Consider the following 11,931-nt stretch of genomic DNA (forward strand, 5'->3'; position numbering starts at 1 on the left):
CCATGCCTTTTTCCCGAATAAGCCCGACACCGGGCGTGCCGTAGCGCCGCCCGGCGCCGCGCGTTGCCGCGATGCGCCGGTCACCGTCATGACCCGCGCCGGTCTCGCGTGCCTCCAGACTCGACCTCGAAGAGAGCAACATCGATGAATCCCTGTCATGTGCGCCGTCCGCTGGCCGCCGCGCTCTGCGCGCTGATGGCCCTGACCGGCTGCGGTGACCCCGGCGGCTCCGTGAGCGGATCCGCCGCCGTCCCCACCTCGTCCGGTTTCCCCCTGACCTTCGACAACTGCGGCATGAAAGTCACCTTCCGGCGTCCGCCGCAGCGCGTGCCGATCCTCAACGGCACCAGCGTGGCCGAGGTGGAGAGCTTCATCATGCTCGGCCTGGACAAGAGCGTCCTGGCCAACGCCCAGAGCTACGGCGTCTCCGACGACCCCGCGATGATCGGCAGGATCAAGGCGCTGCCGACCGGCGGGCTGACGATGAACAAGAACTTCGACGTCCCCGCCGAGCAGGTGCTCAAGCTCAAGCCCGACCTGGTGGTGTCCACCTGGTCCGGCGGGTTCGACGCCAAGAACGGCTTCGCCACCCGCGAGCAGCTCGCCGCCGCCGGGATCACCTCGCTGGTCAACCCGGTCAACTGCGCGATGGGCAAGCCCGCGGCCACGGAGGAGGAGAAGCGCGCCTACCGCAACCAGTCGATCAACTCCTCGCTGGAGTTCATCGCGCTGCTCGGGCGCGTCTTCGACGTCCAGGACCGCGCCGCCGACCTGATCGGCAAGCTGCGCGCCCGCGTCGAGGCCGTACGGGCGCGGGTCGCGGGCCGGCCCGCCAAGAAGGTCCTCATCGCCTATCCCGGCATGGCCATGATGAACGCCAACGGGCTGCCCGCCGTGATGACCGGCGGCATCTACGACGACGTGATCAAGGCGGCCGGCGGCGTCAACGCCTTCGCCGGGCAGAGCTCGGACACCACCCGCACCCTCAACACCGAGCAGCTCGCCACCGCCCAGGTGGACGTGCTCGTGGTCGGGCAGTTCACGCCGGACGAGCAGCCCGAGGCGGAGGCGGCCAAGCTGTTCGCCGCCTACCCGCACTGGGCCGCGTCGAAGTCCAGGACGTACGCGGTGGTCTCCGACGGGGTGTATCTCGGCCCGCTCAACGCCGTGGCCGTGGAGAAGCTCTCCAAGGTGGTCCACCCCGGTGACTGACATCCTCACGCCCGCACCGGCGACCAGGGCCGCGCCGTCGCGGCGCCCGCACCTCGTCTCCGGGCCCGCCACCGGGCTGCTGCTGGCCGCGCTGGTCGTCGCGCTGGTCGCGGCCCTGGTGGCAGGCATCTCCGTCGGCTCGGTCAACCTTCCGCTCGGCCAGGTCTGGGGTGTGGTCTGGGCCCATCTGACCGGGCGCGGCGCGCAGGCCGATCCGCTGCTCAGCCAGGTCGTCTGGGACCTGCGCACCCCTCGGGCGCTGCTGGCCGCGCTCGCCGGGGCCGGCCTGTCGGTGGCCGGGGTCGCGCTGCAGTCCCTCGTACGCAACCCGCTCGCCGACCCGTACGTGCTGGGCGTGTCCTCGGCCGCCTCGCTCGGGGCCGTGCTGGTCCCCGCGCTGGGCAGCGCCGCCCTCGCCGGGACGCTGGGCGTCACCGGAGCCGCCTTCGCCGCCGCCCTGCTGTCGGCGCTGCTGGTGTACGTGCTGGCGCAGCGCGCGGGCCGGCTGCTGGACTCCTGGCTGGTGCTGACCGGCGTGGCCGTCGGCTACCTGTGCGCGGCGGCCACCACGTTCGTGCAGCTCCAGCTCAACCCGACCGAGCTGCAGGGCATGATGTTCTGGCTGATGGGCAGCGTCGCCGGCGCGTCCTGGGCCGACCTGGGCGTGCCCGCCCTGATCGTCGTCTGCTGCCTGGCCTGGCTGTCCCTGCAGGCCCGCGCGCTGAACGCGCTGCTGGCCGGGGAGGAGGCCGCCATCGCCGTCGGCGTGCCGGTGGCGGTGCTGCGGATCGGGCTGCTCGTGGCCGGATCGCTGCTGACCGCCACCGTGGTCAGCGTGGTCGGCGGCATCGGCTTCATCGGGCTGATGATCCCGCACATGGCCAGGTTCGTCGTCGGGGCCGACCACCGCCGGGTGCTGCCCGTGTCGCTGCTGGCCGGGGCGCTGTTCCTGGTGCTGGTGGACCTGGCGGCCCGGATCGCCGACCGGCCCAACGAGCTGCCGGTGGGCATCTTCACCACCGGGCTCGGCGTTCCGTTCTTCCTGTGGCTGCTGCGCCGCCGATCAAGTGGAGGCACCGATGCGGCTTGACCTGGCCGGAGTCAGCGCCCGGATCGACGCCCGCCCCATCGTCGAGGACGTGAGTCTGACGGCCGGGCCGGGGGAGCTCGTCGCGCTCATCGGACCGAACGGCAGCGGCAAGTCCACCCTGCTGCGGACCGTCTACCGGTCGCTGCGCCCGTCCGGCGGCGTGGTCCGGCTCGACGGCCAGGACCTGTGGGGGATGCGGCCCCGCCAGGCCGCCCGGCACCGCGCCGTGCTGCCCCAGCACAGCCAGGTCGCCGACGGGCTGTCCGCCGCCGACGTCGTCGCCACCGGCCGACACAGCCACCAGCGGCTGCTCGACCGGGAGAACGCCGCCGACCGCGCGGCGGTCGCCACCGCGCTGGAACGGGTCGGCATGGCCTGGGCGGCCGACCGGCTGATGCCGACGCTGTCGGGCGGGGAGCGGCAACGCGTGCTGCTCGCCCGAGCGCTGGCCCAGCAGGCGCCGCTGCTGGTGCTCGACGAACCCACCAACCATCTGGACGTCGGCTCCCAGCTCCTGCTGCTGGACCTGATCCGCTCCCTCGGCCTGACCCTGCTGGCCGCCCTGCACGACCTCGACCAGGCCGCCGCCTACGCCGACCAGGTCGTCGTCCTGCGCGACGGTCGGGTCGCCGGGCACGGCCCGCCTCTGGAGGTGCTGACGCCGGCGTTCATCGAGGAGGTCTTCGGCGTACGCGCGCACATCAGCCCGCACCCGATAACCGGCCGCCCGCACATCGCCGTGGCCTCACCCGCACCGTGAAAGTGCGCCGGCCGGTCCAGGGGCCGGCCGGCGCCCAGGTCAGTGGCCCGCGTGCTGCTGAGGCTTGGCGGCGACCCACTCCCTGGCCGCCTCGGCGCGATCGCGCAGTGCGGCGAGGAGTTCGGCCAGGTTCTCGTGGTCCATGTACGACGTCTTACCGATGTCGTCGATGTGAGTGGTCACCTGGCCGGACAGGCCGGTCACCGCGCTGAGTGATGCGATGATTTCGCGGGTCTCCGCAGCGTTCAGATCGCACATGGCCTCACCGTACGCATCGCGTGGCCGTTCGCACATAGGCGAGCGGGCGAGGATTCCCGAGCCGGCAGGCAAGGAAGAGGCTCTTTCCCACGCGATGCTTTATCGATAAAGTAGCCGCCGCCGCTTACCGAGAAAAGGTGCTAACCATGAGTGACGCTGTCGTGTCCGCCGTGCTCAATGTCGACGTCAAGGGCCCCGTGATCAGCAGACATGTGTACGGCCACTTCGCCGAACACCTGGGCCGGTGCATCTACGGCGGTTTCTACGTGGGCGAGGACAGTGACATCCCGAACGCCGGCGGGATCCGGCTGGACGTCGTCGAAGCGCTGCGCGCCTTGAACATCCCCAACCTGCGCTGGCCCGGCGGCTGCTTCGCCGACGAGTACCACTGGATGGACGGCATCGGCCCGAAGGACCAGCGTCCGGCGATGGTGAACACCCACTGGGGCAACGTCGAGGAGAACAACCACTTCGGCACCCACGAGTTCATGGCCCTGTGCGAGCTGCTCGGCGCCGAGCCGTACATCAGCGGCAACGTCGGCTCGGGCACGGTGAAGGAGATGAGCGACTGGGTCGAGTACCTCACCCGGGACGGCGACTCCCCGATGGTCCGCCTGCGCAAGGCCAACGGGCGTGAGGAGCCGTGGCGGGTGCGCTTCTGGGGGCTGGGCAACGAGGCGTGGGGGTGCGGCGGGCACATGACCGCCGAGCAGTACGCCGCCGAGGCGCGCCGGTACGGCACCTACTGCCGCAACCACGGCGACAACCGGCTGTACCGCATCGCCGCCGGCGCCAACAGCGACGACTACGCCTGGACCGAGACGCTCATGAAGCAGCTGGGCGACCTGGGCTGTGCCTACCGGCCCCAGCCGTTCTACCAGGCGCTGTCGCTGCACTACTACACGATCCCGGGCACCTGGCAGGACAAGGGCGCCGCCACGGTGTTCGACACGGACGAGTACTACCGGACCCTGGTCAAGGCCGTCCACACCGACGAGCTCCTCACCGGCCACTCCAACGTCATGGACTGCTACGACCCGGGCCGTCAGGTGGGCCTGGTGCTGGACGAGTGGGGCACGTGGTGGAACGTCGAGCCGGGCACCAACCCCGGCTTCCTCTACCAGCAGAACACGCTGCGCGACGCGCTGGTCGCGAGCCTGCACTTCGACATCTTCCACCGCCACGCCGACCGGCTGGTGATGGCCAACATCGCCCAGACGGTGAACGTGCTCCAGGCGATGATCCTGACCGATCCCGACACCGGGGCGCTCGTGCTCACCCCGACGTACCACGTGTTCGAGATGAACAAGGGGCACCAGGACGCCACGTCACTGCGGGTCGATCTCCTCTCGGACGTGCCCACCCGCGAGGTGGGGCCGGACACGCTGGCGACCGTCTCGCTGTCGGCCAGCCGCAAGGACGACAAGGTGCTCATCTCGCTGTCCAACCTGGACACGGCCGACGCGGCCGACGTCGAGCTGGACCTGCGCGGGGGTGATGTCGGCGGGGTCGTCTCGCGGATCCTCACCGCCGGGGCGCCGCAGACCCACAACACGCCCGACGCGCCCGCCGCCGTCGCCCCGCGCTCCCACGAGCAGGTCACGGTCACCGGTACGCGCGTGCGGGTGCACCTGCCCGCCCACTCCTTCGTCACCGTGCAGGTCGACGTCGCATAACCGGCACCCTTGCGGGGCGCAGTAGGCTCGGGGCAGCGGCGGCCACAGTCGGAAGCGGCCGGATCGGATCCGGCCGAAGGGGCAGGACCTGAGGAGCGGCATGGTCACCATGGGCGACGTCGCCAAGCTGTCCGGGGTGTCGAAGATGACGGTCTCCAACGTCATCAACGACCGCACCGGGGTCAGCGACGAGGTCCGCCGCCGCGTGCTCGAAGCGATCCGCGAGTCGGGCTACCGCGTCAACGTCTCCGCCCGGACCCTCAGGTCCGGGCGGACCGGCGTCATCGGGCTGGCCGTTCCCGAGATCGACCGGCCCTACTTCGGCCAGCTCGCCGCCCACGTGATCGACGAGGCGCGGGGACGCGGTTTCCACGTCGCGATCGAGCAGACCGGCGCGGCCGCGGCCGGGGAGATCGACGCGATCTCCCATTCGTCCACCCTGCAGTTCGACGGGCTGATCCTCAGCGCGGTCGGGATCGACCCCCAGGACTCGCGGCTGACCGGCGGCGACTATCCGATTGTGATGCTCGGCGAGCAGGACTTCGCCGCGCGGCTCGACCACGTCGCCATGCCCAACGAGGAAGGCGCCAAAGCGGCGACCACGCATCTGGTCGACCGCGGCTGCCGCCGGATCGCGATGGTCACCGGCAGGTCCCTCGAAGGCGTGAACGTGGTGACGCGCCGCTACCGGGGCTACCTCGCCGGGCTCGCCGAACGGGGGCTCGACCCCGATCCGGCGCTGCGGTTCGCCGTCAGCGGGATGACGCTGGAAGGGGGCCGCGAGGCGGCCCACCGGCTCGTCGACTCAGGTCTCGAGGTCGACGGCGTGGTCGCGGTGAGCGACACCGTCGCCCAGGGGGTCTTCCGGGGCCTCGCCGACCGCGGCGTCCGGGTGCCCGACGACATCCGCCTCGTCGGGTACGACGACATCCCGGAAGCCGCGTACATGGTGCCCTCGCTGTCCACCGTGGCCCCCGACCACCGGTGGATGGCCGCGAAGGCGGTCGAGCTGGTGACCGCCCGCATCCAGGACCCGTCACGCCCGGCCGGCGAGCACACCGCGCCCTTCGAACTGGTGGTCCGCGAGTCCACCCGCTGACGACCCCGGGCGGGGGTCAGGTCCTCGGGTCCGGGCCGGTGAGCACGTCGAAGGCGTGGAGGCGGTGGGCGGCGAAGAGCGTCAGGGCGCGCTCGGTGTCACGGGCGCGCAGGGCGGCGGCCAGCTCCCGGTGCTCCTCGGGGATGTGCGCCAGGTAGTCCGCGGAGCGGACGCCGATCCGCGTCAGCAGGAACAGGTGGACCTGCGAGCGGATGGCCTGCCACGCCTCCTCCAGGCGCCGGTGCCGGGCCGCGGCGTAGACGGCGTCGTGGAAGGCGATGTCGCGGCGCACCATCTCGTGCTCGTCCTCGACGCGCCTCATGCGCTCGGCCGCCTGCTCGACGGCCGCGAGGTCGTCGTCCGAGGCATGGGCGGCCACCTGCCGGACCGCGAGCTGTTCCAGGGCGGCGCGCAGGCTGTCGAGCTCGGTGACGTCCGCCGGGGAGAGCGTGGTGACGGTGGCGCCGCGGTGCCATGCGCTGCGGACCAGGCCCTCGCGTTCCAGCCGGAGTAATGCCTCGCGTACGGGGCCGCGGCTGACATCGAGCGCGCCGGACAGCTCCACCTCCCGCAGCTGCGCTCCGGGGGCGTAGGTCCCGGCGAAGATGGCCTCCCGGATGCGGTCCGCGACCTCGTCGGCCAGCCCCCGGCGGCGGGCCGGCGCCACCCTGCCCTGTTCACTCATGGCTCCAGCCTCTCACGGGCGCCCCTACCGCGAGCGTTTGTCGTAATGTTAACATTCGGACATTCTAGGCAGAAGGGAAGTCCCCATGACCTCGATCCCCCGGTTCCACCTGGCCATGCCCGTCGACGACCTGGCCGTCGCGCGCCGCTTCTACGGCGAGGTGCTGGGCCTCGAACAGGGCCGCAGCGCCGACACCTGGGTGGACTGGAGCCTGCACGGCCACCAGTTCGTGACGCACCTGGCGCCGGCCCGCGCGCAGCGGATCCACAATCCGGTCGACGGCCATGACGTCCCGGTGCCGCACTTCGGCCTGATCCTGACGATCCCCGAGTTCCACCGGCTCGCCGACCGGCTGCGCGCGGCGGACGTCGAGTTCGTCATCGAGCCTTATCTGCGTTTCGAGGGGCAGGCGGGGGAGCAGTGGACGATGTTCCTGCTCGACCCCGCGGGGAACGCGCTGGAGTTCAAGGCGTTCGCCGACGACTCCCAGGTCTTCGCCGTCTGATTCGGCCCGTCACCGCCGCTGCCCGCCGGTTGACCTCAATTCCGGTTGAGGTTGCACGCTATGGGGGTCATGTCGGAAAGAGGGCAGGAGTGAGCGGCGATGCGGGTGGTTCGGGTGACCGGGTTCGGCGGGCCTGAGGTGCTGGTGCCCGGGGAGGCGCCGGATCCGGTGGCCGGGCCGGGGCAGGTCGTGGTCGAGGTGGCGGTCGCGGGCGTGACGTTCGTCGAGACGCAGATCCGGCGCGGCACCGACCAGTGGCATGCCCGGCCGGAGTTGCCGTACGTGCCGGGCGGGCTGGTGGCCGGCCGGGTGAGCTCGGCCGGAGAAGGGGTGGATCCGGCGTGGGCGGGCCGGCGGGTCATCGCCGGGACGGGGGAGACCGGCGGTTTCGCCGAGCGGGCCGTGGCCGTGGCCGAGGACCTGTTCCCGGTGCCGGACGGGCTGGAGTTGCCGGAGGCCGTCGCCCTGCACAGCGACGGCAGCACCGCGCAGGGACTGATCGAGGGCGCCAAGGTCCGTCCCGGCGAGTGGGTGCTGGTCGAGGCGGCGGCCGGCGGCGTCGGCAGCCTGCTGGTGCAGCTGGCCCGTACGGCGGGCGCACGCGTCGTCGGGGCCGCCCGCGGATCGCGGAAGCTCGACCTGATCCGGGAGCTGGGCGCCGAAGCCGCGGTCGACTACTCCGAACCGGGCTGGACCGGGCGGGTGCTGGAGGCGACCGGCGGGGCCGGGCCGGATGTGGTCTTCGACGGCGTCGGCGGGGAGATCGGGCGGGCCGCGTTCGAGGTGACGGCCCGTGGCGGCCGGTTCTCGGTGCACGGCGCCTCCAGCGGCGAGGTCACCGTCGTCGATCCCGCGCGACGCGAGGACGTGGACGTGATCGGCATCGAGCAGCTCTTCGACTTCGGCCCGCACCTGGCGCGGTGGGCGGAGCAGATGATGGCGCAGGCGGCCGCGGGGCTCGTCCGGCCGGTCATCGGGCAGACCTTCCCCCTGGAGCGCGCCGCCGACGCGCACGCCGCGATCGAACACCGCACCGCGCTGGGGAAGACCCTGCTGCTGATCTGACGGCGCCGGCTACGGCGGCCACCAGCTGTGCGGCGGCCTCAGGCGCGAGAGCCGCGGAGGTGGGCGATGCCCATGTCCAGGGCGGCCTCCAGGTGAGTGACCTCGCCGGTGGACATCTGGATCAGGACGCCGCCCTGGATGCCGGCGAGCAGGGCGGCCGCCGCGTGGTCGGGGTCCAGGCCCGGGTCGATCTCGCCGGCGTCCTGCATGTGCCGTACGCCGGTGGCGATCTCGGCCTGCCAGCGGCGCATGAGCTCGATGACCACGGCCTGGGCGGCGGGCGTGCGGTTGCCCAGCTGCGAGGTGACCGAGTTGAGCGGGCACCGGCGGCCCTGGCTGCGGTAGTGGTCGACGACCGTGTCACGCCACCGCTGCCAGGCGGTCCACGAGGTCAGCTCGCCGAGCGCCGGCTGCTGGTTCTCCAGCACGCGGCCGGCCTCGAGGCGGGCCACCGCCAGCAGCAGCTCCTCCCGCCCGCCGGGGAAGTAGTGGAAGAGCTGGCTCTTGCTCGTGGCGGTCGCGGCCAGCACGTCGTCCAGGGTCGTGGCGGCCACGCCGAACTCGCGGATGTGCGCGGCGGCGCCCTCGAGGATGCGCTGCCGCGTCGCGGCCCCCTTGCGGGTGAGCGTAGGCATGGAGACCTCCCAGATTGGACTTGCTGGTCCATTTTAGCCTCGGCATCCTGGACCGCGAATCCGCACTTTCGCAAGGGAGAATCACCATGTCCGCACGTCTGCAGGGCCGCACGGCCCTGGTCACGGGCTCGACCGACGGCATCGGCACGGCCATCGCCCGCGCGCTGGCCGCCGAGGGCGCCCACGTCATCGTCAGCGGCCGGGACACGGCCAAGGGTGAGAAGGTCGTCGCGTCCATCGCCGAGGAGGGCGGGCGGGCCTCGTTCGTCCGCGCCGACCTCGCCGGAGGGCTGCCTGCCGTCCGAGAGCTCGCCGACGCCGCGCACCGGCTGGCCGGCGGCCCGCTGGACATCCTGGTCAACAACGCGGCGCTGCTGATCAACCCCGCCCCCACGGCCGAGGTGGCGGAGGAGCTCATCGACCAGGCCCTGGCCGTCAACGTCAAGGCCGCCTTCCTCCTCACCGGCCTGATCGCCCCCGCCATGGCGGCCCGCGGCAGCGGCGCGATCATCAACCTCGGGTCCATCTCCGGGCTGTTCGGCACGAGCGGCTCCGCCCTCTACAGCACCACGAAGGCCGCCGTCCACTCGCTGACCAAGTCCTGGGCGGACGAGTACGGCCCCTCCGGCGTGCGGGTCAACACCGTCGCGCCGGGCCCGACGTTCACCGAGAAGGTCGCCGCGATGGCGGAGTACCTGGCGCCGATGATCGCCGCCATCCCCTCGCGCAGGCCCAGCACCCCGGAGGAGGTGGCCAAGGCGGTGGTCTTCCTGGCCGGTGACGACGCCGCCAACATCCACGGCGCCACCCTCTCGGTGGACGGCGGGCGAGCCGCGGTCTGAGGCGGCCGGTCGCGTACGGCGGTCAGCGCGGGACGTCCCCGGTGGGCGCGAAGGTCTGCCGGTAGTGTTCGGCCGCCTGGGCCATGTCGGCGCTGATGAGCTCGAAGAACCGGCTGGCGGTCGCGAGCCGGACGCCCGCCGGGGTGTCGGCGCCGAGGATGTCGACACCCTCCCGGACCGTCTCGGTCCACAACATCATCGACCGGGTGCCCATCTGCCACGCCCGGTACCAGACCTCGGCGTCGATGATGTAGCGCTCGCGCCGGTTGTCCCGCTCGCGCCTGACGAGCCCCACCTGTTCGAGCCAGCCGACGCCTTTGGAGATCGACGCGGGGCTGACCCGCAGCCGCTCGGTCAGCTCGGTGACGGTCAGGTTGCCGGTGTCGCTGGTGAACAGGCAGGCCATCACCCTGGCCGCCATCGTCGGCACACCCCCGAACGTCGTCGTGAGCCGCTCCTCGAACTCCCGCACCGCCTGGGGGTCGCGCCTGCCCGCGTCCCCCGCGGCCGTGCTCGCCGGCGCGGCCGGCCGGCGGCGGGCGCGCCATCCGGTCGCCTGCTGCGCCCGGCCCGCGTGGTAGCCGTGCGGGCCGCCGTTGCGCGCGATCTCGCGGCCGATGGTCGACCTCGGCCGCCCCAGGCGACGGGCGATCTCCGCGTAGGTGAGCCCTTCCGCCAGCCCTTCCGAGATCTTGCGGCGGTCGTCGTACGTCAGGTGGCCTCCCGGCATGCGCCCTCCCGGCACGTCATCGTCAGGCGCAAGTATCGCCCCCGGTGGACCTGATTGCGACACCGCATCGGGGATTGTTGCATTTGCCGACACTGTCGTTGCGCCAGTTAATCCGCTCTGACCTGGGACAACGGCGTTCGTAACTTGCCGAATCCGCGAACGCATTCGTAGCGTTTCTCCATGCGTGAACGATCGCCGTTCACGCGGAGGGAAACCGACATGACCCAGCCACATCCCGCGCTGCCGACCGAGCGCCCCTTGGATCCTCCTCCGGGGCTCGCACGGCTCCGCGAGGAGGGCCGGCTGAGCTACCCGGACGGACACGTGGGATGGGTGGTGACCGGCCACGCTCTCGCCCGGCTCGTGCTCGCCGACCCCCGGTTCAGCGGGCGCATCGTCCCGCCGGAGGACCTGGCGATGCGCACCGACATGAGCGTTCACGGCGTCCACCGGCTCCCGGTCGCCTGGGACGCCTGAACGACATCACCCTCGAATCTCAAGGAGACCCCTGGCATGGTTGCCAAAGTATGCCTCGTGACCGGTGCCTCGTCCGGCATCGGCCACGCCACCGCGCTCGAGCTCCTGCACGGCGGCCACTTCGTGTACGGCGCGGCGCGGCGGGTGGGCAGGATGGCGGCGCTGCGCGACGCGGGCGGCCGCCCGCTGCCGGTGGACGTGACCAAGGAGGAAGACCTCAAGCGCGCCGTCGACACCGTCCTGGACGAACACGGCCGGATCGACGTCCTGGTCAACAACGCGGGAGCCGTCGTCCACGGCGCCGTCGAGGACACGCCGCTGGCGATGGCGCGAGACCTGTTCGAGGTCAACGTGTTCGCCGCGGCCCGGCTGGCCCAGCTCGTCCTGCCGCCGATGCGGCAGCAGGGCTCGGGCACGATCGTCAACGTCTCCTCGATCGGCGGCGAGCTCGCCTTCCCGCTCGGCGCCTGGTACTACGCCTCCAAGCACGCCCTGGAAGCCTTCTCTGACTCGCTGCGCATGGAGACCGCGCAGTTCGGCGTCCACGTCGTCGTCATCCAGCCCGGCATCATCAAGACCGACTTCGAGGCCGGGACCGCCCGGCAACTGCGGGAGATCTCCGGGAACGGGCCCTACCGGCAGATGGCCGAGGCCATGGCCGGCGCCGCCGAGACGCCGGCGGGCCACCAGAGCGACCAGGCCACCGACCCCGCCGTCGTCGGGGCGACGATCCGGGAGGCCGTCGAGTCGGACCGGCCGGAGACCCGCTACGTCGTGGGCTGGCAGGCCGAAGCCCTCCTCCAGCTCAACAGGTCCCTGCCGGACCGCGAATTCGACGCGCGCATCACCGGCTCCCTCAGATAACTCCGGCTCCACGAGAACCGCAATTCGGAGAAA

General features: G+C 71.9%; 14 protein-coding genes. 10 read left to right on the top strand and 4 right to left on the bottom strand.

The genetic code is table 11. From position 1 onward, the window contains the following. The first annotated feature begins 144 nt into the window (after nucleotides 1-144). The 3 genes from ACWEPL_RS18255 to ACWEPL_RS18265 are packed head-to-tail and all read left to right on the top strand — an operon-like array spanning nucleotide 145 to nucleotide 3,062. Nucleotides 145-1,212, top strand: a complete 1,068-nt coding sequence (locus ACWEPL_RS18255; RefSeq protein WP_452436875.1) for an ABC transporter substrate-binding protein — start codon at nucleotides 145-147, stop codon at nucleotides 1,210-1,212. After that, complete coding sequence (locus ACWEPL_RS18260) at nucleotides 1,205-2,302, top strand: FecCD family ABC transporter permease (protein ID WP_363964711.1); 1,098 nt, start codon at nucleotides 1,205-1,207, stop codon at nucleotides 2,300-2,302. The genes ACWEPL_RS18255 and ACWEPL_RS18260 overlap by 8 nt, the downstream gene beginning before the upstream one ends. Beyond that, nucleotides 2,292-3,062: an ABC transporter ATP-binding protein gene (locus ACWEPL_RS18265; RefSeq protein ID WP_363964712.1), complete on the top strand. Its 771-nt coding sequence runs from the start codon at nucleotides 2,292-2,294 to the stop codon at nucleotides 3,060-3,062. The genes ACWEPL_RS18260 and ACWEPL_RS18265 overlap by 11 nt, the downstream gene beginning before the upstream one ends. 39 nt (nucleotides 3,063-3,101) lie before the next feature. On the opposite strand, the gene ACWEPL_RS18270 is transcribed toward ACWEPL_RS18265, so the two are convergent. Next, on the bottom strand, nucleotides 3,102-3,320 hold the full coding sequence (locus ACWEPL_RS18270) for a hypothetical protein (RefSeq protein WP_363964714.1): 219 nt from the start codon (nucleotides 3,318-3,320) through the stop codon (nucleotides 3,102-3,104). A gap of 146 nt (nucleotides 3,321-3,466) precedes the next feature. On the opposite strand from ACWEPL_RS18270, the gene ACWEPL_RS18275 reads away from it, so the two are divergent. Together ACWEPL_RS18275 and ACWEPL_RS18280 are read left to right on the top strand one after the other, a co-directional pair. Further along, on the top strand, nucleotides 3,467-4,996 hold the full coding sequence (locus ACWEPL_RS18275) for an alpha-N-arabinofuranosidase (protein WP_452436876.1): 1,530 nt from the start codon (nucleotides 3,467-3,469) through the stop codon (nucleotides 4,994-4,996). Between the two features lie 100 nt (nucleotides 4,997-5,096). Next, on the top strand, nucleotides 5,097-6,095 hold the full coding sequence (locus tag ACWEPL_RS18280) for a LacI family DNA-binding transcriptional regulator (protein WP_452436877.1): 999 nt from the start codon (nucleotides 5,097-5,099) through the stop codon (nucleotides 6,093-6,095). 16 nt (nucleotides 6,096-6,111) lie between these two features. Here ACWEPL_RS18280 and ACWEPL_RS18285 read toward each other — a convergent pair whose 3' ends face one another. After that, a complete protein-coding gene (locus ACWEPL_RS18285) occupies nucleotides 6,112-6,780 on the bottom strand; it encodes a GntR family transcriptional regulator (protein ID WP_452436878.1) in 669 nt (222 codons plus the stop codon). A gap of 85 nt (nucleotides 6,781-6,865) precedes the next feature. Between ACWEPL_RS18285 and ACWEPL_RS18290 the strand changes: the two genes are divergently transcribed. Both ACWEPL_RS18290 and ACWEPL_RS18295 read left to right on the top strand, forming a co-directional pair. Further along, entirely contained in the window at nucleotides 6,866-7,285 is a 420-nt protein-coding gene (locus ACWEPL_RS18290) for a VOC family protein (RefSeq protein ID WP_452436879.1), read from the top strand. A 99-nt stretch (nucleotides 7,286-7,384) separates the two neighbouring features. Next, nucleotides 7,385-8,350, top strand: a complete 966-nt coding sequence (locus tag ACWEPL_RS18295; RefSeq protein WP_452436880.1) for a zinc-binding dehydrogenase — start codon at nucleotides 7,385-7,387, stop codon at nucleotides 8,348-8,350. A 38-nt stretch (nucleotides 8,351-8,388) separates the two neighbouring features. Here ACWEPL_RS18295 and ACWEPL_RS18300 read toward each other — a convergent pair whose 3' ends face one another. Next, nucleotides 8,389-8,985, bottom strand: coding sequence for a TetR/AcrR family transcriptional regulator (locus ACWEPL_RS18300; protein ID WP_452436881.1), 597 nt, complete (start codon nucleotides 8,983-8,985; stop codon nucleotides 8,389-8,391). Nucleotides 8,986-9,071: 86 nt separating this feature from the next. Here ACWEPL_RS18300 and ACWEPL_RS18305 point away from each other — a divergent pair, with 86 nt between their 5' ends. Further along, the gene (locus ACWEPL_RS18305) at nucleotides 9,072-9,827 is read left to right on the top strand and encodes an SDR family NAD(P)-dependent oxidoreductase (protein WP_452436882.1); all 756 of its coding nucleotides are present in this window, start codon (nucleotides 9,072-9,074) and stop codon (nucleotides 9,825-9,827) included. 22 nt (nucleotides 9,828-9,849) lie between these two features. Here the strand turns inward: ACWEPL_RS18305 and ACWEPL_RS18310 are convergent, their stop codons facing one another. Continuing rightward, a complete protein-coding gene (locus tag ACWEPL_RS18310; protein ID WP_363964728.1) occupies nucleotides 9,850-10,557 on the bottom strand; it encodes a helix-turn-helix domain-containing protein in 708 nt (235 codons plus the stop codon). Between the two features lie 219 nt (nucleotides 10,558-10,776). Here ACWEPL_RS18310 and ACWEPL_RS18315 point away from each other — a divergent pair, with 219 nt between their 5' ends. Continuing rightward, nucleotides 10,777-11,034, top strand: coding sequence for a hypothetical protein (locus ACWEPL_RS18315; RefSeq protein WP_452436883.1), 258 nt, complete (start codon nucleotides 10,777-10,779; stop codon nucleotides 11,032-11,034). A gap of 36 nt (nucleotides 11,035-11,070) precedes the next feature. Beyond that, on the top strand, nucleotides 11,071-11,898 hold the full coding sequence (locus ACWEPL_RS18320) for an oxidoreductase (RefSeq protein WP_452436884.1): 828 nt from the start codon (nucleotides 11,071-11,073) through the stop codon (nucleotides 11,896-11,898). Nucleotides 11,899-11,931: the final 33 nt, after the last annotated feature.

The organism is Nonomuraea sp. NPDC004186, assembly GCF_053603495.1.

Bases quoted from the DNA above. Each gene is read 5' to 3' on its own strand.
- ACWEPL_RS18255 (WP_452436875.1), top strand. From the start codon at position 145: ATGAATCCCTGTCATGTGCGCCGTCCGCTGGCCGCCGCGCTCTGCGCG.
- ACWEPL_RS18265 (WP_363964712.1), top strand. From the start codon at position 2,292: ATGCGGCTTGACCTGGCCGGAGTCAGCGCCCGGATCGACGCCCGCCCC.
- ACWEPL_RS18270 (WP_363964714.1), bottom strand. From the start codon at position 3,320: ATGTGCGATCTGAACGCTGCGGAGACCCGCGAAATCATCGCATCACTC.
- ACWEPL_RS18275 (WP_452436876.1), top strand. From the start codon at position 3,467: ATGAGTGACGCTGTCGTGTCCGCCGTGCTCAATGTCGACGTCAAGGGC.
- ACWEPL_RS18280 (WP_452436877.1), top strand. From the start codon at position 5,097: ATGGTCACCATGGGCGACGTCGCCAAGCTGTCCGGGGTGTCGAAGATG.
- ACWEPL_RS18285 (WP_452436878.1), bottom strand. From the start codon at position 6,780: ATGAGTGAACAGGGCAGGGTGGCGCCGGCCCGCCGCCGGGGGCTGGCC.
- ACWEPL_RS18290 (WP_452436879.1), top strand. From the start codon at position 6,866: ATGACCTCGATCCCCCGGTTCCACCTGGCCATGCCCGTCGACGACCTG.
- ACWEPL_RS18295 (WP_452436880.1), top strand. From the start codon at position 7,385: ATGCGGGTGGTTCGGGTGACCGGGTTCGGCGGGCCTGAGGTGCTGGTG.
- ACWEPL_RS18300 (WP_452436881.1), bottom strand. From the start codon at position 8,985: ATGCCTACGCTCACCCGCAAGGGGGCCGCGACGCGGCAGCGCATCCTC.
- ACWEPL_RS18305 (WP_452436882.1), top strand. From the start codon at position 9,072: ATGTCCGCACGTCTGCAGGGCCGCACGGCCCTGGTCACGGGCTCGACC.
- ACWEPL_RS18310 (WP_363964728.1), bottom strand. From the start codon at position 10,557: ATGCCGGGAGGCCACCTGACGTACGACGACCGCCGCAAGATCTCGGAA.
- ACWEPL_RS18315 (WP_452436883.1), top strand. From the start codon at position 10,777: ATGACCCAGCCACATCCCGCGCTGCCGACCGAGCGCCCCTTGGATCCT.
- ACWEPL_RS18320 (WP_452436884.1), top strand. From the start codon at position 11,071: ATGGTTGCCAAAGTATGCCTCGTGACCGGTGCCTCGTCCGGCATCGGC.